Origin of the sequence: Arthrobacter sp. R-11 (assembly GCF_049913155.1) — a bacterium.
GTDB lineage: Bacteria > Actinomycetota > Actinomycetes > Actinomycetales > Micrococcaceae > Arthrobacter.
Genome location: NZ_CP183979.1, coordinates 590,340 through 609,843, shown reverse-complemented (window position 1 = coordinate 609,843; position 19,504 = coordinate 590,340). Strand labels below are relative to the sequence as shown.

The 19,504-nt window shown below is 63.7% G+C and carries 13 protein-coding genes and 1 other RNA gene; 6 read left to right on the top strand and 8 right to left on the bottom strand.

Annotated features, from left to right (window positions below; translation table 11 throughout):
• Positions 1–51 precede the first annotated feature (51 nt).
• Together ACN9M4_RS02735 and ACN9M4_RS02730 are read right to left on the bottom strand one after the other, a co-directional pair.
• Complete coding sequence (locus tag ACN9M4_RS02735) at positions 52–1,638, bottom strand: RNA-directed DNA polymerase (RefSeq protein WP_426302047.1); 1,587 nt, start codon at positions 1,636–1,638, stop codon at positions 52–54.
• A 1-nt stretch (position 1,639) separates the two neighbouring features.
• Positions 1,640–6,487 (bottom strand): DEAD/DEAH box helicase, encoded by a 4,848-nt coding sequence (locus tag ACN9M4_RS02730; RefSeq protein ID WP_426302046.1) that lies wholly within the window; start codon positions 6,485–6,487, stop codon positions 1,640–1,642.
• A 127-nt stretch (positions 6,488–6,614) separates the two neighbouring features.
• Between ACN9M4_RS02730 and ACN9M4_RS02725 the strand changes: the two genes are divergently transcribed.
• Entirely contained in the window at positions 6,615–6,887 is a 273-nt protein-coding gene (locus ACN9M4_RS02725; protein WP_426302045.1) for a helix-turn-helix domain-containing protein, read from the top strand.
• A gap of 157 nt (positions 6,888–7,044) precedes the next feature.
• Here ACN9M4_RS02725 and ACN9M4_RS02720 read toward each other — a convergent pair whose 3' ends face one another.
• Positions 7,045–8,577, bottom strand: a complete 1,533-nt coding sequence (locus tag ACN9M4_RS02720) for a DUF222 domain-containing protein (protein WP_426302044.1) — start codon at positions 8,575–8,577, stop codon at positions 7,045–7,047.
• A gap of 682 nt (positions 8,578–9,259) precedes the next feature.
• Here ACN9M4_RS02720 and ffs point away from each other — a divergent pair.
• The 3 genes from ffs (at position 9,260) to recR (ending at position 13,203) form a co-directional block, all read left to right on the top strand.
• An RNA gene (gene ffs / locus ACN9M4_RS02715) (signal recognition particle sRNA small type) lies at positions 9,260–9,356 on the top strand.
• 34 nt (positions 9,357–9,390) lie between these two features.
• Entirely contained in the window at positions 9,391–12,519 is a 3,129-nt protein-coding gene (locus ACN9M4_RS02710) for a DNA polymerase III subunit gamma and tau (RefSeq protein ID WP_426302043.1), read from the top strand.
• An 84-nt stretch (positions 12,520–12,603) separates the two neighbouring features.
• Positions 12,604–13,203 (top strand): recombination mediator RecR, encoded by a 600-nt coding sequence (gene recR / locus ACN9M4_RS02705; RefSeq protein ID WP_426302042.1) that lies wholly within the window; start codon positions 12,604–12,606, stop codon positions 13,201–13,203.
• 56 nt (positions 13,204–13,259) lie between these two features.
• Here recR and ACN9M4_RS02700 read toward each other — a convergent pair whose 3' ends face one another.
• From ACN9M4_RS02700 to ACN9M4_RS02690, 3 genes are read right to left on the bottom strand one after another with little or no spacing between them, the layout of a single operon-like run.
• Positions 13,260–14,498, bottom strand: a complete 1,239-nt coding sequence (locus ACN9M4_RS02700) for a hypothetical protein (RefSeq protein ID WP_426302041.1) — start codon at positions 14,496–14,498, stop codon at positions 13,260–13,262.
• A gap of 6 nt (positions 14,499–14,504) precedes the next feature.
• Entirely contained in the window at positions 14,505–15,668 is a 1,164-nt protein-coding gene (locus ACN9M4_RS02695; RefSeq protein WP_426302040.1) for an ABC transporter permease, read from the bottom strand.
• Positions 15,665–16,624 carry an ABC transporter ATP-binding protein gene (locus tag ACN9M4_RS02690; RefSeq protein ID WP_426302039.1) on the bottom strand — a complete coding sequence of 320 codons (960 nt, stop codon included), beginning with the start codon at positions 16,622–16,624 and terminating at the stop codon, positions 15,665–15,667. Before ACN9M4_RS02690 ends, ACN9M4_RS02695 begins: the two co-directional genes overlap by 4 nt.
• A 241-nt stretch (positions 16,625–16,865) precedes the next feature.
• Between ACN9M4_RS02690 and ACN9M4_RS02685 the strand changes: the two genes are divergently transcribed.
• Positions 16,866–18,212, top strand: coding sequence for an aspartate kinase (locus ACN9M4_RS02685; protein WP_426302038.1), 1,347 nt, complete (start codon positions 16,866–16,868; stop codon positions 18,210–18,212).
• A 92-nt stretch (positions 18,213–18,304) separates the two neighbouring features.
• Here the strand turns inward: ACN9M4_RS02685 and ACN9M4_RS02680 are convergent, their stop codons facing one another.
• Positions 18,305–18,505, bottom strand: a complete 201-nt coding sequence (locus tag ACN9M4_RS02680; RefSeq protein WP_426303368.1) for a hypothetical protein — start codon at positions 18,503–18,505, stop codon at positions 18,305–18,307.
• A 154-nt stretch (positions 18,506–18,659) separates the two neighbouring features.
• Entirely contained in the window at positions 18,660–18,884 is a 225-nt protein-coding gene (locus ACN9M4_RS02675; RefSeq protein WP_426302037.1) for a hypothetical protein, read from the bottom strand.
• Positions 18,885–19,010: 126 nt separating this feature from the next.
• Between ACN9M4_RS02675 and ACN9M4_RS02670 the strand changes: the two genes are divergently transcribed.
• Positions 19,011–19,496, top strand: a complete 486-nt coding sequence (locus ACN9M4_RS02670; protein WP_426302036.1) for a MarR family winged helix-turn-helix transcriptional regulator — start codon at positions 19,011–19,013, stop codon at positions 19,494–19,496.
• Positions 19,497–19,504 lie beyond the last annotated feature (8 nt).

Sequence of the window (19,504 nt, the reverse complement as noted above, 5' to 3'; positions counted from 1 at the left end):
CAGACGCCATAACTGACGATTCGCCACACCACCCGGTTTTCGAGCATGTCGTCATCCCGTGACGGGGTCGACGTCGTGACTGTCTTTCGGAGGACGCCAGCCCCGCAGCTCAAGGGCCTTCGTTGTCAACCTGTTGTGCTTCGAGCGCGCAAGGAGCTCACGGACATCACGCTGGCCGCCACCTGCCGCAGCCAAGCCCAGAGCAAGTGCCCGCTGCACTTGCGGATCCATTTCATGGCTCGAACGGGCTGAGATGGTTGCCCTCGCAAGTTTCGGATCGACTATCGAAAGACGCTGTGCAGCAAGACTCACCTGCTGGAGGCTATGGCTACTTTTGAGCCAACCGTGCAGGATAGTCCCGATGCTCGGCGGGAGGTTAGTTGAGGAAAATGCCATTGCATACTGCGTGGAGACCCACTCAAGCGACGCCCATGGCGAACGCTCAAACACCACAAACCATCGTTCTAAGGCAGCCCGCGCGCGACCGTTACTGTCGATGGCCGAGGCGAAGTAGCGCCCCAATGAATCAGCCAGGTGCGGCAGCTGATGGGCGATCTTCCGCCATTCCAAGTAGCGATCCGTCTTTTCGTACTTGCGTAGGGCCCTAAGGACCATCGCGCCTTCACCTCGGTTGATCCCGCGGGGGTTCCTGAGGAGATGCTCCTCGGCATGCGCAAGAGGAGCCAGGTCAATGCCAGCATCTTCTATCTCATCTGTATACGAGTTCATTAAGAGGAGGGTTTGAAGTTCAATCTTGTCCGGGGAGTCCTTCTTAAGGAGAGTATGCGACTTCTTTCCGCTCGTTAGATGCGTTTTGGAAGTATTTATTTCCAATCCTGCACGACGCATGGCGGCTTGAATTTCAACTATGAGACGGTAAAGCTCAGCCAGATCCTCCGCCTCAACGCTTATGTCATCCATCCATCGTCGCGCCGACGAAATTCGTCCATTTGATAGCGCACCACCAATCACATCATCGACCGGAGCTACGGCCAGATTTGCCAAATACGATGATGCATAGCATCTCTGAGGAAGTCCCTGTCGTTCCGGCAACTGCATATGGGCTCTCAATACTTGATCAACAGCGTCAGTAGCCGCCGTGCGCCCGATGATGGATCGAATGTCATCCATCAAGTTATCAATGTCCGTTGATGCAAAAAAGGAGGTGATGTCAGTCTGCAAGGCCCATCGCGACCCACGAATATTCGAAACAGAATCCTCGTATAGCTTTCGTTCGTCCGTAGTGACGGTAGCCTCGCCATCCCGCAGCCGCCATCCATAAACCCATTCCGAAAGTCCGCCATGCATGCGAGTGGCTATCTGTGACGCCGCAGCAGTATAAACGAGCTTGCTGGCAGGATCTATGACCACACCTGGACGCACTCCAGTGAATGACTTGGGGATGGTTAGAAGATGAAACGAGGGACTGACATCGAAACCGAACCCGTTGCCCGAGGCCTTTACGCGGCGAGCGAAGCCCAGGTCAGCTTCCATATCCATCTTCTTCACTACTTCAGGCTCGAGTTCGAACCACGACCACGGATCTCTATACCAATCTCCATACGCTTCGAGTTTCAAGAGTTTGGCTGCCGCTTCAAAGTCGAGGATTGAAGACGTTCGAGCAGTTGAGTTCGACATGCTATTCCGCGATCTCAAACTTCGGCAGGTCAGCGACAATTCTATTCGTATTCAACGAAACCGTGACGACGCGCTTGATCAAGTCCAGAATGTAGCGAGGGTCGTCGACCTCTCGGGAGTAATCATTAGGATCATTGACGATCTGGGAATCCTTGTGAGTGGTCACCTGATAGCGGTCCAGAATCCACTCCAGAGCCGACTTACCGTTGACCTGGTAGTCGAAGACTTCCTCCGGAATTCCAGCCAGGGTGATGTTGGAGTTGTAGATGATCCGCGAACGGTCCTTGCGGGCGCCGAAGGACATTTTGTTGACACGGTAGAACTCGTACTCATCGTCGCCCGGGGCGCCCTTTACGATTTCCTCCAGCGCGTGCGGCTCCACCGTTTCGTAGTTCAGGTGCAGATCAGCAAGGTCACGGCCAGCCTTACTGAACCCCCAGAAGTCCTTGACCTTTGGGATCCGCGGCAGCATCTTTACTAGATCGGCCTTGTACTTCTCCTTGTACGTCGGGCTGTGCAGCAGGCCGTAAACATAGTAGAAAACGGACTCCTTGCTGATGGCCGGATCCTCGTAGAAGCCGCGATAGGCGGTCAGCGTCGCGTCGGTGATGTTGTCCTTACGGACATAGCCGTCCAAGACGACGGCATCCCCGGATACCAGAGGGAGTTCACCTTCGGGAACAGGTTCGTAGGTGTAGAGAGTGAAGCATTGGTTTGCGGTCAGAATGTTTAGGTCAGGCAGAAGGCCGACCATTAGCGCTGTGTGCCTCTGCGGAACTCCGACACCAGTCAGAACAAATCCGATATTCAGATGGTTGGGGGTCGGGAAAAGCTTAGGTAGTTGATAAATCATGTCGTTCATTTCACGGGCAAAGTAGGCCGTTTGCTTTGTGAATGGCCTATAGATCGAAGCAGTAATTGACTTCTCAAAATAGCGGTGCTCCCGCTGCTTCGAAAGGTCTGCTAGCAGCCCGCGATTCCAGCTAATCTTGGTTGGATCGTGGTCGATCACTTCCGTTCCTAGAGCGCGCTGTTCTTCATAGTTTGCGATCATTCGCCGCATATTCAGTTCAAGCGCGTCTCGACTGAAGTTGTAGCACCAGGCATCGCGATTGGTCTTGAGGCCAGATGAATAGTTTTCGAAGACTCCTGGTGTTCCCGGCTTCCCCTTCGTGGCCTTGTCCCCGATCGGCTGAAAACTGTCGTAGCGATCATCGCGGTGGTTGATCCAGTCACCGTGCTCATTCGGCTTGATGGAATCCCATTCAGTGGCTTCAAGGGACTGCTCGATTTCGAGGATGTCGAGCTTCTGCTCACGTGTGAGGTAATCGCCAATATCGCGGTAGCAGATTTCAGCAGATCCAGTGCGGGACGAATTCTTGATGAGTAGGCAGATCGCCACCTGAGTGCGCGAACCGCTGCCGAAAATTTTGCCGCCCTCCTTACGGGACTGTTCGCCCGAAGTACGCTGATTGCCCCGTAGGTTATAGACGAAGATCCTGCTGAACTCTCTGGCGAAGGTCTTTCGGATTCCGTCAGCCGTGTTGCCATCTATGAAACTGCCGTTGGAGACGAAGGCGATCACGCCGTCATCCTTGATGCGGTTGGACGCCCAGCGGATACCTCGGATGTAGGAGTCGTAAAGGCTGTTCTTGTTGGTGCCAGTAGATAGAGCGGCATAAGTGGAAGCGATCGAATCATCCAGGGCCGGATATTTCTGATTCTGGTTGTTGTCGTTTGCACTTGTCTGGCCTGCTGAATACGGCGGGTTCATGACGATAACCCGGATTTCCTGGTTCTTCTGCCGCTTCACGCGCTCGGAGTTTTCCGGGAACACGACGGACTCGAACGCGCCGTCGGACTCATTGAGCTGGAAGGTGTCCGTGAGCGCGATGCCGTCAAAGGGGATGTAACCGTGGTTCAACCCCTGCTTGGCAGACTCCTCGGCGAACACCGTCTCGATGTTGATCGCGGCAATGTAGTAGCTGAGCAGCACGATCTCGTTGGCGAACAGTTCCTGCGTGTACTTCCGGTGCAGGTCTTCGGGTTTGATCAGTCCGGATTGCAGAAGTCGCGTGACAAACGTCCCGGTGCCGACAAAGGGCTCGAGTATTGAGACGCCTTCGTCGGAGAGCGACTTTCCGAATTCAAGACGCAGAGCAGCATCCGCCGAGCGCAGGATGTAGTCGACCACCGGCACCGGCGTGAAGACGATGCCGAGACGGTCGGCTACCCGTGGGAAGGCATTCCGGAAGAAGTTGTCGTAGAGCTCAAGGATAATCTTCTGCTTAGCTGCGGCGTTATCGATCGACCGAACGCGGGCCCGGACGGATTCGTAGAACTTTTCCAGTCCGCCGCGTTCCTTTTCGAACGCCGAGTTTTCATCCAGCTGGTTCAGGATGTTCTGCATCGCTTGGGAGACAGGATTGTGCTCGGTGAAGTTGGAATCGGCGAACATTGCATCGAACACAGGCTTGGTCACCAAGTGTTGTGCCAGCATTTCGACAGCCTGCGGCTCGTCGATCTCCGGATTCAGGTTCTCCTGCAGCCCTTTGATGAAGTCATCAAAGGCAGAGCGATGGTTGGGGTCCGCCTGCTCCAGCAAGGCATTGATCAGCAGAATGTGTTTGTTGGCTATGGCCGCAATGTCCTTGGACCAGTCCTCCCAGTACATACGGTTGCCGCACTTGTCCACGATCTTGGCGTAAACAGAGTCCTTCCACTCCTCTGCCGGAAACTGGAGGGTGGGCTGAACGTACTCGGGGTCCTGGGGTGTGTCCGGGTCCGGAGTCGGGTCCGGGTTCAGAAGGCTGGGCTTCTTCTTCGAGCGCAAGTCGACCGTCTCCACCAGGATTGACTCGGGAGCGTTCTTGTTCAGCTCAATCTGATTGATCGCAGCATCCATACGCTCATCGTGGGCACGAAGAGCCTGGAGCACCTGCCACACCACTTTGTAGCGTGCGTTGTCCTTCAGCGCTTCGGATGTAGACATGCCCTCCGGAATGGCGATCGGCAGAATGATGTAACCAAACTGCTTCCCCGGCGCGATACGCATGACACGGCCCACCGCCTGGATCACATCCACCATTGAGTTACGCGGGTTCAGGAACAGCACAGCATCAAGCGACGGGACATCAACTCCCTCAGTCAGGCACCTAGCGTTGGTGAGAATCCGGCAGGTTGGGTGACTGCCTTGGCCGCTGCCGCCGTCGTGGTTTACATCTTCCTTGAGCCAGTCCAGACGCTCGGATCGGGCAACCGCATTGAATCCGCCGTCAATATGCTTGACCTCAATTTTGAGGTCGTCAGTAGGGTCATCGTTATCCAGGTTGGTCAGGTGGACCCGGACCAATTCTTCGAACTCCGAGGCCACGAGTTTGGAAGATTTGATGTCGCGGTTGAAGGCAACGGCTCGCTTCATGGGCTGCCAGTCTGTGCCAAACGATGACTCAAACTCTCCTGAGCGCCGCTTCGCCAGGCCGTTCCAGCAGCCGATCAGCTTGGCCACGTCGTCGATCTGCAGTTCCATGTTGGAGTCAGCCAGCTGATCCTGGAAGGAGGAAACCACCTGGGTCTCGTCGACGCCGAGAACGAGGACCTTGTAATCGCTGAGCAGCTTCTTGGTGACGGCCTCGCCGAAGCCAATCCGATAGAAGACCGGGCCGTACAGCTCAACATCGTCCATGGAACAAAGGATGGCGTCCCGCTCCAGGGCGGCATTCTTGGTGTCGTCATTGAACAGGCGCGGGGTTGCCGTCATGTAGAGCCGCTTGGCGCCGACGATCTTGGCGTTGTCATGAACCTTAACGAAGTGTGATTCCTCTGTGCCCGACAGGGTGGCGCCGGTGGTCCGGTGAGCTTCGTCGCAAATGATGAGGTCGAAATCCGGCAGGCCCGCCCGCTGGGCCTCGGCTACGGCTTCGATGGACTGGTAGGTGGAGAACACCACTGTCACGCCTTCATCGAGTTCCCGTTTGCCCATTGCCTCAACCAGCGTCTTGCCGTCCGTCGTGGCGGGGATCTGGAGGTCATGAATCGCGACGTCGGTCAGGTCGGCGTTCTTCTGTCGGCCAACTTTCACGTCGGAGCAAACCGCGTAGGCGTGCATGGGCTGCTCGGTCTCGTCCGACCATTCCTTGAGGCTTTGCGACATCAGGGCCAGCGACGGGACCAGGAACAGGATGCGGGCATGGCCCTCCCTGTCCGCAAAACGTTCAGCGATCTTCAGCGCCGTAAAAGTCTTTCCCGTGCCGCAAGCCATAATCAGCTTGCCCCGGTCACTCTCGACGAAGCCCTTCATGGTTTGAGTGACGGCCTCATGCTGATGTGTGCGGAGCTGCTTCTTTTCGTGGAGCCTGGGCGCCTTGTGCGGGTTCGTGATCTCGTAGCTTGCCCAGTCGATATTGGAATGCCGAAAATCCGCCAGACCGATGCGCTGGACCGGAAGGTGCTGGTTATCCAGCATCTCCTCCGCGTTCTTGGACCAGTTCGCAGTAGTAGAAACGATCAGCCGGTGCGTGAAGGGCTTCTTCCCGGATGCTGACATGAAGGAATCGATGTCGTGCTTCTGCATGACGTGGTCCTCGGCGAAGAACTTGCACTGGATCGCCGTGATGCCGCCATCGGCGCGCTCGGCCACAAGGTCGATGCCGGTATCAGGCTTGCCGTCGCGACCGGGCCAATCCCTCCAGAGCCACACATCTGTGTACTGGGGAGCTTGAACGCCGTCGTTCTCGAGATACTGCTCGATCAACTGTTCGAAGTAGTTGCCCTTCATGCGCTCCGAGTCCGCGAGATCACGGTAGGAGTCCAGCAGCTGATCAAAGGTCGTCGACACGTGCGCCCCCATGCATCAGGGCAGCACCGACGGCCACCCAATCTATTGGTAGAAACTCACAATATATTGGGTGTTAGGGTATCCGGTCACAGCAAGAATGTGGATGGGTGAATGTCCCGGCCGACCTCCCTCCCGACCAATGGGAGAAGCACGCACTCGGCGTCGGTCAGCTGCTGTTCAAGAAGCGCAGGAGATTGGCGCCACGCAGGAGAAGCTCAGCGAGATATCCGGCGTATCGACGAATCAGATTTCCAATATCGAGCGCGGACGGAACAACACGAAGTCCAAGTCAGGTAAGGGAACCGATCCCGGGAATACAACTCTCCGGATCCTCTTCAAGCTGGATACTGCCCTCGACATTCCGGTCATCGATGTGCTCCCGGATGCCTTCCACCGCAGGGCCGGGGAGTAGACAGACAACCTCAGCCGTCTGACATAGCCGAGCCTGAATTCGCGAGCGACGGGTGGCGAGCTTTGCCAGCGCAGGGCTCGGCCTACCGGCTCGAGTGAGTAGATGCGGGCGACTCGTTGACTTTGGCGAACTTTCCTCGCCTTTGAACCAAACCAACTCAGAATGGCGGCGGGTTAGGAGAGTTCCCGGGCGCCGAGCCGGGACTCGTGGCCCCTATGTGGGTTGGCGGTATGGGTGGCTGGTCTGTGTAGGTCCGGCCGGTGGGGCTCGTCCACTCCAGGACCCCGGCTCCGGTTTGCCGTAGCTTCCATCGTGAGTGGTGTTTCAGGATGTGGTGGCGGCGGCAGAGTCCGGCGAGGTTTCCGGTGTCGGTGGTTCCGTCGAGGGCGGCGTCGTGGGTGTGGTCCAGGTCCAGTTCGCGGGCCGGGATGCCGCAGCCGGGGAAGCGGCAGCGGGTGTCGCGGGCGGTGAGGAGGCGTTTGAGGGCCTTGCCGGGCCGGTACCGGTCCACGGCGAGGACGGCGCCGGTGACGGGGTCGGTGAGGACCCGGTTCCAGATGGTTGCGTTGCCGGCGAGGATCCGTGCGGTGTCCGGGTCGATGGGGTGGCGTCCGTCCAGCTCGGCCGGGACCGGGGTGGTGTTGTCCACGATGGTGTGAGCTGCGGCGGTTGCGTCGGCACGGGCTCCTCCCAGACCCGTGCCTGCCGTGGGACCATCGCGGCCAATCAGGGTCAGCGCGGGGACGGTGACGTCGGCACGGGCGGTGATCGCTGCCAGGAGCCCGTCCGGGGTGTCATGCCCTTCAGGGGCGCCGCACAGCAGCAGTTCCGCGAAAAGGTCGGCACGGAGCCGGTCTGTGTTCCGGGCCGGTTCAGCGCCGCGGCCCGGTTCAGTTCTGCCCGCGTCGGTGCTGCGACCCGGTGCAGCGCCGACAGCTTCAGTGTTCCGGTGTTGTTCTGCGTGTTTCTGTGCCATGCGGGTGAGGCGGTCGTGGATGCCGTAGGCGATGGCTGCGGGCAGGACGGCGGCGAGTTCGGCCATGCCGTCGGGCAAGGGCGTGACCCAGACCCGGCGTTCCTCGGCCGCGCGTTCGTGCCGGTCTGCCATGGCTTCGGGTTGGGCTTTCTCAGCCTCCCGGACGGCCAAACGGCGCACCCGGGCCGGTGCCTGCCGTTCCGCGCGGGCCACCAGCACTGTCTCGTAGCGGGCCAGGGCGTCAGGGTCATCCAGTGCAGCTCCGGCGTCCTGAATGATGCGGGCGTGGGCCAGGCTGATCCGCCCCTGCGCCAGGGACCCGAACGTGGCCGGGAAGCGGTCCAGCAGCTCGACAGCCTGGCCCATCTGCCGCTGTATGGTGCGGTCCTTGGCGCGGGTGGCGGTGGCGATCTCCGCCGCCACCGCACGCCGGGCCAGCTCCGCCGCATCCCACCGGACGCCCCTGAACCCCGGCGGCCGGCCGCCCTCCCCGCCGCCGTCGCCGTCACAGTCGCCGTCGGGATCATCGCCGTCGTTCATCGCATCCGCAACCCTGGAAGCAAGGGCGAGCGTGTACTCCCGCAAGGCCTGCAGGCTCGCGATGGCCGATTCCACCGACACGAGGGTGGAGACCAGCCCGTCCAGCACACGCAAGGGATCGCACGCCGCATCAGGCTGCGGCGCCCCTACCTCCACATCGCTGCTGATCTCCATGAATCCATCCCATCACCAGGCACTGACATTATTGGCCCCCGGCACCTCGCGCGCTGCGTCCTGTTCCAGGTCAAGATGGCAAACTGCCCGGATGGTTTCCCCGGCAATGATGCCAACAGCTCCCTGCGCCTTCGCTTTGGCGGGCGCGTGCTGCTTTTCGACGCCCACGGTAAGCCGAAGCGCCGGCGGGTGCCGGCGAGGCCGAAGTACAGCTGACGACGGCGGAGCAGGCTTCGCTGATAGGCAGCCGTTGTTGGTCGCTTGCCGGGATCGAGGCAGGCGAAGCGACTATCTACCCGGCCAGTCTCGCGGATCTCATGCGGCAGGCCCGCGAAGAAAAGACTAAGGAAACAGGGCCATAGCCTGAGCTGATACCCGCATAGTTCTTTGCCGTCTTCTGCAGTCGCAGGCCTCCGTCCAAGCTTGAGGGACGGAGCAACACGGTCCCGCGGCCGCACCGGTTCCGGTACCGGAAACGCGAGAACCCCCAGCAGCAGAGGAGTTCCCCATGCCCCAGACAACGTTTTCAGTCAACGGCCCGGCAGTACGTCCACCAAGGAACCCCGGTTGTGGTGATCTGCATCGACGGCAGCGAACCGGCCTACCATGAGCTCGCCATCCGATGCCTTTCCAGTGCCCGACGGCGGATTCGAGTGCCGATGAAAGTTCGGGTAAGCTGGTCTGCGGCCCCTCATGTGGCGTCATCCTGTTGAACTCCCCCAGGACCGGAAGGTAGCAAGGGTAGATGGGCTCTGGCGGGTGCATGAGGGGTCACTTACTTTAAATGTCAGTCCCTACCGCTAGGTTTCCCCTGTGACTGTTACTACTGCCCTTTACCGTAGATATCGCCCGGATTCGTTCGCGGACGTTATCGGGCAGGAACATGTCACCGAGCCGCTCATGACGGCGCTGCGCAAGAACCGCGTCAACCACGCCTACCTTTTCTCCGGCCCGCGCGGCTGCGGCAAGACCACTTCCGCCCGCATCCTCGCCCGTTGCCTGAACTGCGCCGAAGGCCCCACCGACACGCCGTGCGGCAAGTGCAACAGCTGCATCGAGCTCGCCCGCGGCGGTTCGGGTTCCCTTGACGTCATTGAGATCGACGCCGCCAGCCACGGCGGTGTGGACGACGCCCGAGACCTCCGCGAACGCGCCACCTTCGCCCCGGTGCGGGACCGCTACAAGATCTTCATCATCGACGAAGCCCACATGGTCACCTCGGCCGGATTCAACGCGCTCCTGAAAATCGTCGAGGAGCCGCCCGAACACATCAAGTTCATCTTCGCCACCACGGAGCCGGACAAAGTGATCGGCACCATCCGTTCCCGCACGCACCACTACCCCTTCCGCCTGGTGCCGCCGGAACCGCTCATGGCCTACCTTGAGCAGCTTTGCGCCGCGGAAAACGTGCCCGTGGCTCCGGGTGTACTGTCGCTCGTGATCCGTGCCGGCGGCGGCTCCGTGCGCGACTCGCTGTCCGTGCTGGACCAGCTGATGGCAGGGGCAGGCAGCAGCGGACTGGACTACGAGCTCGCCGTCGCGCTCCTGGGATACACACACGCTTCACTGCTGGACGACGTCGTCGAAGCCATTGCCGCCGGCGACTCCGCCACGGTGTTCCGCGCGGTGGACCGGGTCATCCAGACGGGGCACGATCCCCGCCGCTTCGTCGAGGACCTGCTGGAGCGATTCCGGGACCTCATCATCGTCCAGGCCATGCCGGAAAGCGCCCGCGCCATCCTGCGGGGCATGCCCGACGACCAGATCGCCCGCATGCAGGGCCAGGCCAAGGCCCTCGGTGCCTCCGAGCTTTCCCGCGCGGCGGACGTCACCAACACAGCGCTCACCGAAATGACCGGCGCTACTTCACCGCGCCTGCACCTTGAGCTGCTGTGCGCCCGGATCCTGCTGCCCGGCGCCGAGCAGACCGAACGGGGAATCGCGGCCCGGATCGACCGCGTGGAGCGGCGCCTCAGCTACGGCGGTGCAGTTCCCGGGGGTGCCGTGGCGGAGCCCGCTGCGTCCGCTCCCATGCAGTCCGTTCCGGCGGCTCCTGCGGCTCCGGCGGTTCAGAGCCCGACGCCGGAGCCCGTGCAGGTAGTGCCGACCGCACCCGCGGGTCCAGCTACGTCAGCCCCGGAGTCCGCTCCGGAGCCCGCGCAGAGACCTGCCTCCGAGGCGCCGGCCGCGGCGAGCCGGATCTCGGTACCCCGGGTCACCACCAGCGACTGGCCCACCGGGGAAAACCAGGAGCCTTCGGCACCGGGCAATGCGCAGGCAGCTGCAGATGCTACGGTCTCCCACGGTTCACAGGGCTCACACGGTTCACAGGCCCAGGCTCCCGCGGCCCAGGCTCCCGCGGCCCAGGCTTCCGCTGCCCCCGTTCCTGTTGCGACCACGCCTCCGGCATCTCCGGTTTCCCCGGCTCCCCAGGCTCCTGCCCCGGCACCCACAGGAGGTGCCGACGTCGAGGTGGTCCGCCGCGCTTGGCAAGACATCCTGCAGACGCTGAGCAAGATCAAGCGGAGCAGCTGGGCCTTGGTTGGCGCCAATGCCCAGGTGGCACGTTTCGACGGGCAAACACTGGTGCTCTCGTTCAGCACGGACGGCCTGGCCACTGCATTCAGCCGGGCCGACCATGCGGAAAACCTGCGCCAAGCCATCCACAAGACCATCGGCATCGACTGCCAGATCACAGCCGTAGCAGGCGCCAACAGTTCAGGGAGCTCTGCGCCAAACCCAAAAGCACCGGCTAGTCCGGAAGCCCCGGCACAAGTGCCGGCGGCCCCGCCCGCCGTGCCGTCCGCCGCTGTCGCGGCGCCTGCCGTCTCCGAAGTGGATACGGCTTGGGGCCTCGCGCCCGCGGGCAGTTCCGCAGCCGTTGACGCGGCCTCGCACGCTTCCAACGCCGTCCCGGATCCGGGACAGGTTCCCGCCCCGGCTGCTGAGCCCAGCCCGGCCGCTGAGCCCGGCCCGGTCCTGGACTCCGCACCCGCCACCGCAGCAGTACCTGCGTCCAGCCCGTCGTCCAAGCGGTCCGCGGAGACACCAAACTCGGCAGCGAGCGACACCAAAGCGGCGCAGAATGCCCCCGAACAGCCATCGTCCGAGGACTACTCCTATTCCGACGGCGACTGGGGTCCCCCGCGCGACGAAGACGCCCCGCCCCTGGACGAAGAACCGCCCATGGACTGGGTTCCGCCGTCGGACTCCGGCTGGCAGTCCGGGCCCGCAGCAGGCGCTTGGCAGGCGGCGTCCGCCATCCAAGGCGCCGCCGCCCGGCAGGCCACGGTCAGCCCGCAGCCCACCGACCTCGCTCCTTCGGCCGATGCTGTCACTGCTCCCGACCCCGGGGCCAGCACGCAGGAGGCCACGTCCGGGGCTGACACCTCGAATGACCCGTGGTCGCGCGCAGTGGAGCAATCGCCGGGCTCATGGGTTGTCGGCACCGCCAGCAATGTGGGTAACCATGCCCCGGCAGCCTCGTCGCCCGCCCAACCTGAGCAGGCCCAGGCAGAGACTAACGGCGCCCCGGCCTACGAACCCGCCGCCGCGCAGGTGCCTGCACAGGCGCTGGCGCAGCCGCCGGCCCAGCAGGCTCCCGCACTGGCTCCCGCGCAAGCTCCCGCCGCCCATTCCCCTGCCCAGGCGAACACTTGGGCGACGGTCCCGGCCCCTGCCGCCGAGGTCACAGGCAGCGCCGCCAGCAAGCAGAGCCTCTACCAGCGGCTTTCGAACAGCCCGGAAGCATTGGCCGGACGCCAGCAGGTCCCTGCCGGGGCGGCAACCGCAACGGCCACCATGGTCGAGGACGTCCCGAGCGCCGATGACGAAACCATCGAGGAATCGGGCGTGTTTGGCCGGGCCGCCGTCGAGCGTATTCTGGGCGGGAGACTCCTGGAAGAGCGTTCCCTGGACGGCACCCCCCTGATGCGCCGCTGACCGCGGGCCCCACCGGGCAAAACCAGTCGCCGCCCGGCCCGCAAAGCCGCAACCACCAAACGCCACTGAACAAACGAGGACATTGTGTACGAGGGTGCAGTTCAAGAGCTGATCGACGAGCTCGGCCGGCTCCCCGGCGTCGGGCCGAAGTCGGCTCAACGCCTCGCCTTCCATATCCTTGAGGCCGACCCCGAGGACATGAAACGCCTGGTCGCCGCCATCACCACCGTCAAGGAACGGGTGAAGTTCTGCACCATCTGCGGAAACGTCACCGAGCAGGAAACGTGCAACATCTGCCGCGACCCGCGGCGCGATCCGTCCGTGATCTGCGTCGTCGAGGAATCCAAGGACGTACTCGCCGTCGAACGGACGCGCTCCTTCCGCGGCCGGTACCACGTACTTGGCGGGGCCATCAACCCGATCGCCGGCATCGGCCCCGAACAACTGCGGATCCGCGAACTCCTGACCCGCCTCAACGACGGCGCCGTCCAGGAAATCATCATCGCCACGGACCCCAACCTCGAAGGCGAGGCGACGGCCACCTACCTTGCTCGCATGCTGAAGACGATCGGCATCACCGTCACCCGGCTCGCCTCTGGTCTGCCGGTGGGCGGGGATCTCGAATACGCCGACGAAGTCACCCTGGGCCGCGCCTTCGAGGGCCGCCGCAACGCCCTGTCCTGATTCGCGCTGTCCTGATTCGCCCTGTCCTGATTCGCCCTTCGCTGATTCGCCCTTCGCTACCGTCCGGAGCGGTAAGCCCGACGGCGGCCCGCCAGGACGCCGGCGCCTGTCACCGCGGCGGCGGTCGCCAACTGCCCGGCGATTCCGATGACTGACAGCGGGAACCCGGTCTGGGCCGCTTCGCTGGGCACCCCGTTGATGCAGGGGACATCGTAGGCCGGCCCCTCCGTGGAACGTTGGACGGAAAGCAGGAACCACCCCAGTTCACCGTCCGGAGGGACCTGGTCAGAGGCAAGCGTCCAGTAGATCAGTGCCGGATTCCCTGCGGTCAGCCACATGACGCGTTCGCTGTGCAGCACGGTTTCGCTCCGCACCAGGTCCCCGATGCATTCGTAGGACAGATAGCGGCCGGTATCGTCCCGCTCCACGTTGACGGGAATGGAAGTCCGCTCGGTGACCAGCGTTCCCGGCAACAGGAGGAACGCCGCAGCAACGTTCCCGAACGCGAACAAGCCTGTCGCCAGCACGGTCAACACGGCCCCTGGAAGCCGCGAGGCGAAGCAGGCCCGGAATCCCATGCCGAGCAGCCCGAAAACCCCCACCTCGAAGAGCACTGAAAGCAGCGCCAGAATCTCCAGGCCAGGAAACGCGGGAATGCTCCCCGCCGGGGTCACAGGCAGACCCGAAGCAGGATCCACGGAAAACTCGGCCGTGCCCGGCACCGGCAGCAATACACGGAGCGCGAGGAGGAGCCCAACGCCAAGTACCGCCAGCGCAAGCCCCCGCAGCAAGCACGCCAGCAGGCGTACCGACATAGTCCGCTCCCCGGCCTGGCCACGCACGAATCCCCACACGGAACCAAGGATGGCCGCAGCCAGGGAAAGCGCGCCTCCGGACAGGAGAAACATCGCTACGGGCCCGGATGTCTCCCATCCGAAAACCCCGAACCAGGCAAGGAGCAGGTACGCTGCCGTGCCCGCCCCTGCCACGGCAGAGACGAGGACGATCCAGAAGGATACTGTCCGGAAAGATCCCATGGTGTCCGCCCAGGCATCACGGACCGCCTTGGCCGCTGTCGACCGGAACGGCACGCGGACCGGACCGCCGCCGTCGTCCTCCGGCGCCGGGCCACCCGGCACCGAGCCCCCGGACACCGAGCCCCCGGACACCGAGCCCCCGGACACCGAACCCGACGCCCGGCTGCCCGAAACGCCAACCGGCCCACCGTCGTCGTACAAGTCCCGGCCGATCTGCTCGTAGCGGGGCTCGTCCTCAGGCGGCTGACCGGAAACCATGGCGGTTCAGGCGATTCTCGTACCCAAGGCCAGGCGGCGGGCGGGGGTGCGGAGGGACCGCCAACCGAGCCGCAACAACAGGCCACCCAGTCCGATCTGCAAAACCAGCCCAAGCGGCCACAGCGGCGTGCCCTGCTTGAGGTATTGCGGCTGCACCTGGCCGTTCGCGCAGGGATACGTGCCCTCCGGACCGGCGATTGCCGCCCGGGCACCCTGGCTGATGTTCTCGATCATGCCGCCGCTGTAGTAGTACGGGGTAACGGTTCGTTCCGGGTACGGGATGGCGTCGGCCACCACCACGTATGGGTTCAGGGCCAGCAGCCACGCCACCCGCTCGGTGCGCAGCACGTCCTGCTCCACGAGCGGCCCCGCGCACGTGTACGTGGGCTCCCCGGGCCCTGGCATGGTCCCGGAGCCGTATTCCATTCCCCTGTACTGCGGCTGGTTGGCCATGACGGTCCCCTGGGTCAGCTGCACCCCAAGGGCGAAGGCGATCAGCGAGCCGACCACCAGCGCGGCAACCGTCAGGTAGGTGACCACGATCGAGAACAGGGGCCGGCCGGCGAGCGCCGAAATGCCCACGCCGATCCCGCAGATCACGGCCACCTCGACGGCCAGCATCACCAGGGACACCAGCACGTGCCCAGGAGTCAGCCCACCAAGCAGCACCGCGAAGATCAGGAACGGCGCGCTTGCTGCCAGGAAGGCGATCGCCGCCAGCCAGGCGGCACAGAACTTGCCCCAGAGGATCTGCCCGGGCGTGAGCAGGGTGATCTGCAGGATCGCCAGGGTGCCGCCGGCCCGGTCGCCGTTGACGGCGTTTGCCGACAGCGCCGGCGCCACCAGCAAGGCAAAGAGCAGCACGAAGGCCAGCACCACCTCGAAGATCGCGGACCCCGGCCCGTCCGGCTCGGGCATGCCGTCCGGAACGGGCATCGAGTTGCGGACCTCCATGGAGGCATTCCAGCCGGCCCAGGTCAGCGCCGTCACCAGGGCGATCACAACGAACCAGATGCCCAGCATGATGTACCAGCCGCGCGAACGCAGCCGCTGCTTCATCTCCAGCACCACCACATCGCGGATCCCGCCGAAATAACCTGCGACGGCGGCCCGCCCGGCTGCCGGGTCCGGAACCGGTGCGGGGCCGGGGAGGGTCTTTTCCACGCTCATTTCCGCTCCGTTTCCAGGCTCATGTATGTCTCCTCCAGGGCCCCGCTCGCCGGGCCGAAGGAGACGACGGCGATCCCCGCGGTGACGAGGTCCCGCAGCAGGGCGGCAGCGCCGTCGTCATGGCTCAACATCAACGAAACGGACGGACGGCGGCCGCTTCCGGCCTGGAACTCAAGCCCCAGCTCTGTCAGCTTCGCGGCGAGTGCCGCCGGGTCCAGGGCGGTGATCGCGTAGCGCCGGCCCTGCTGCGCGGCTTCTTCGATGGTCTGTTGCTTGACGGTGCGGCCCTGGTTGACGAACACGGCGCCGTCGGCGATTTCATCGAGTTCGCTAAGCACGTGCGAAGAAACCACCACGGACTTTCCGGCCGCGGCCAGGTTTCGCAGCAGCGTCCGCAGTTCCACCCGGGAGCCGGGATCCAGGCCGGCCGCTGGTTCGTCCAGGAGGAGGACGGAAGGGTCGTGGACCAGCGCGCGTGCGAGACTCAGCCGTTGCTGCTGGCCCTTAGAAAGCACCCGGGCGGGCTGGTCGGCGAGTTCCTCGAGCCGGACCAGGGCCAGCAGTTCGGCCACCCGCGCCTCGATCCCGGACCTGGGCAGGCGGTAGAAGCGGGCCATCTGCACCAGGATCTCCCGCGCGGTGAGGGATTCCCACACGCCCAGGGTGTCCGGCATCCAGCCGAGCCGGCGCCGCACGGCCGCGCTGTCCCGTGCGGGGTCCAGTCCGTCCACCGTGATCTCGCCGCTGTCCGGCTGCAGCAGCGAGGCCAGCATCAGCAGCAAGGTGGTCTTGCCGGCCCCGTTGGGGCCGATCAGCGCGGTAACTCGTCCGGCCGGAGCGTCGAAGTCCATGTGCTCGACGGCGTGGACGGAACCGAAGCGGCGGGAGACACCCACCGCGGAGACCCCGGAAGCCAGCGGCGCCCTGGTGGTCTCAGGTATTTCTGCAACGGACATACTCCACCTCTGTTTCCCCCTACAGAGCTTGAACCTGCGCAGCGGACTTGCCCACAGGCCGCATCGTGCCTTGATCGTACGCCGTGGCGAAAGTCACGCACATCCACCCAGGGGCCGAGATTTGGTCACAATTCCCGGGCCCGGGACACACGGCGATAAACTGGCCGAATAAGCCACGCTGGCATGCCGTAAATGGCCGTGCGGTGTTTCGATTCCCAAGTGATGCAGTGAGGGTGCGCGCATGAGTATGCCCACTACCGAAGTGAAAAGCGACGAACTGGCCGCGCAGCCTGCCAAGACCAAACAGCTGATCGTCCAGAAGTTCGGCGGCTCCTCCGTGGCCGACGCCGAGGGCATCCAGCGTGTTGCCCGCCGCGTGGTTGACGCGCAGAAGGCCGGCAACGAGGTCGTCGTCGTCGTGTCCGCCATGGGCGACACCACCGACGAACTCCTCGACCTCGCCGCCCAGGTCACGGACTCCGCCCCGGCCCGCGAGATGGACATGCTCCTCTCCGCCGGCGAGCGCATCTCCATGGCCTTGCTCGCCATGGCCATCAACAAGTTCGGTGCTTCCGCCCAGTCCTTCACCGGTTCCCAGGCCGGCATGATCACCGACGGCATCCACGGCAAGGCGCGCATCATCGACGTCGACCCGCACCGCATCCGCACGGCCCTGGACAAGCAGCACATCGCGATCGTGGCCGGCTTCCAGGGCATGAGCCGCAGCACCAACGAAATCACCACCCTGGGCCGCGGCGGTTCGGACACCACAGCCGTTGCCCTCGCCGCGGCTTTGGAAGCGGACGTCTGCGAGATTTACACCGACGTCGACGGCGTGTTCACCGCGGACCCGCGCGTGGTTCCGTCCGCGCAGAAGATCGACACCATCTCCAGCGAGGAAATGCTGGAACTGGCCGCCTCCGGCGCGAAGATCCTGCACCTGCGCTGCGTGGAGTATGCCCGCCGATTCGGCGTGCCCCTGCATGTGCGTTCCTCATTCAGCCAGAACGAAGGCACCTGGGTCCTCCCCGGTGCCGATGACAAGATCACCACTCAAGAGGGAGTTGCCTTGGAGCAGCCAATCATCTCCGGCGTGGCCCACGACCGGTCCGAAGCCAAGGTCACCGTTGTCGGCGTCCCTGACATCCCCGGCAAGGCTGCGGCGATCTTCCAGGTCATTGCCGACGCGCACTCGAACATCGACATGATCGTGCAGAACGTGTCCACCCACGGCACCGGCCACACGGACATTTCCTTCACCCTGCCCATCGTGGAGGGCGCCGACGCCCTCGCCGCCCTCCGCGCCGCCCAGGGCGAAATCGGCTTCGAGAGCATCGAATACGACGAGAACGTCGGCAAGCTTTCCCTGATCGGCGCCGGCATGCGTTCGCACCCGGGCGTTTCGGCGACCTTCTTCAAGGCGCTCTCCGACGCCGGCATCAACATCAACATGATCTCCACCTCGGAGATCCGCATCTCGGTGGTCACCAGCGCGGACAAGCTGGACGACGCGGTGCGCGCCATCCACGCAGCCTTTGAGCTCGACGGCGAATCCGAGGCCACCGTCTACGGCGGCACCGGCCGCTGAAACAGGGTTAAACACGGAAGGACCGGGGCTTGCGCTCCGGTCCTTTTGTTTTGCCTTGCGTTTGCCTGCTCAGCCCAGCCAGCCCAGCCGGCTCAGCCGTAGTCGGTAGTGGTCGGCCCGGGGTCATCACGTACTGCGTAGTGGTGGCCCTCTGCATCCGTTTCGACAACGAAATGCGTCAGGTCTTCTTCCGATGCCATCTCGAAGTCATCGTGCTTGTGAACCACGGGTGCATCGGTATCGCCCTGGGTGGCGGGTCCGAACACAGCCTGCAAACGCGCCGTCACATGCATGAAACTGTCCAGCACACGTCCCACAACATCCCACCTCCTTCCCCGCAACGGGGTCCGGCGATCAGCCGTTCCCGAGTGGTTCAAGTGACTCAATGATACGCCCGGCACCCCGAAAAGAAGCGGCGACGGTCTGGTTCCGCGGGACGCCGGGGCCTCAGCGCAGGGACTTGTCCTCGGGGTTCTTCGCCACCACATAGCTGCTGCCGTCGGCCCGGTGCTTCGTCTCCCATTGCAGGGTTTCGGCCTGGCGCTGGCGCAGCAGGATCCGGTTGGCCTCGGTCATCTCATGGTCCAGCGAGCTGCTGTGCGCCGGACCGAAAACAACGCGCAGCCGCCCGGTTGCGCGCATGAACCGCTGGGCGAACGATTCCTTGGCCACTCCTGCTCCCTCCGTGGGGTTCCTTGTAGCTTCAGCGTACACTAATTGTTTGTACGCTAATAATTAGCGCGGCGAGATAAGCTTGAATGGTACGCCCCAGCAAGTCCGGCCCAGCCAAGGAGGAACATGTCCACGCCCGCCGAGGACGATCTCCTCCTCGAACGCCAGCTTTGCTTTGCCCTCACGGTCGCTTCGCGCAGCGTAGTGGGCATCTACAAACCGGTCCTGGAACGCATGGGCCTCACCCACCCGCAGTACCTGGTGATGCTTGCCCTCTGGGAGCGCAGCCCGCGGACCCTCAAGGACATCAGCGACGCCCTCCTGCATGAACCCGCCACCCTCTCGCCCATCTTGCGGCGGCTGGAAGAGGCGGGCCTGCTTACCCGCCAACGGGTCCCGGGCAACGAGCGCGCCCTCGCGGTGACCCTGACGACGGCCGGGGCAGCCCTCCGGGAACAGGCAACGGCGGTGCCGGCCACCATCATGGAGCGGCTGGGCCTGAGCCGGGAGGAAGTCGCCGAACTCCACGCGGCCATGACCGGCCTGATTGCCGCAACCCAGCGCCCTGCACCGGTCCACGCTGCACCGGTCCACGCTGCGCAGTCCGGATAAGGCGCAGC

Excerpts from the sequence above, each read along its gene's own strand:
- ACN9M4_RS02735 (WP_426302047.1), bottom strand. The coding sequence starts at position 1,638 with ATGTCGAACTCAACTGCTCGAACGTCTTCAATCCTCGACTTTGAAGCG.
- ACN9M4_RS02730 (WP_426302046.1), bottom strand. The coding sequence starts at position 6,487 with ATGGGGGCGCACGTGTCGACGACCTTTGATCAGCTGCTGGACTCCTAC.
- ACN9M4_RS02725 (WP_426302045.1), top strand. The coding sequence starts at position 6,615 with ATGGGAGAAGCACGCACTCGGCGTCGGTCAGCTGCTGTTCAAGAAGCG.
- ACN9M4_RS02720 (WP_426302044.1), bottom strand. The coding sequence starts at position 8,577 with ATGGAGATCAGCAGCGATGTGGAGGTAGGGGCGCCGCAGCCTGATGCG.
- ACN9M4_RS02700 (WP_426302041.1), bottom strand. The coding sequence starts at position 14,498 with ATGGTTTCCGGTCAGCCGCCTGAGGACGAGCCCCGCTACGAGCAGATC.
- ACN9M4_RS02695 (WP_426302040.1), bottom strand. The coding sequence starts at position 15,668 with ATGAGCGTGGAAAAGACCCTCCCCGGCCCCGCACCGGTTCCGGACCCG.
- ACN9M4_RS02690 (WP_426302039.1), bottom strand. The coding sequence starts at position 16,624 with ATGTCCGTTGCAGAAATACCTGAGACCACCAGGGCGCCGCTGGCTTCC.
- ACN9M4_RS02685 (WP_426302038.1), top strand. The coding sequence starts at position 16,866 with ATGAGTATGCCCACTACCGAAGTGAAAAGCGACGAACTGGCCGCGCAG.
- ACN9M4_RS02680 (WP_426303368.1), bottom strand. The coding sequence starts at position 18,505 with ATGCATGTGACGGCGCGTTTGCAGGCTGTGTTCGGACCCGCCACCCAG.
- ACN9M4_RS02670 (WP_426302036.1), top strand. The coding sequence starts at position 19,011 with ATGTCCACGCCCGCCGAGGACGATCTCCTCCTCGAACGCCAGCTTTGC.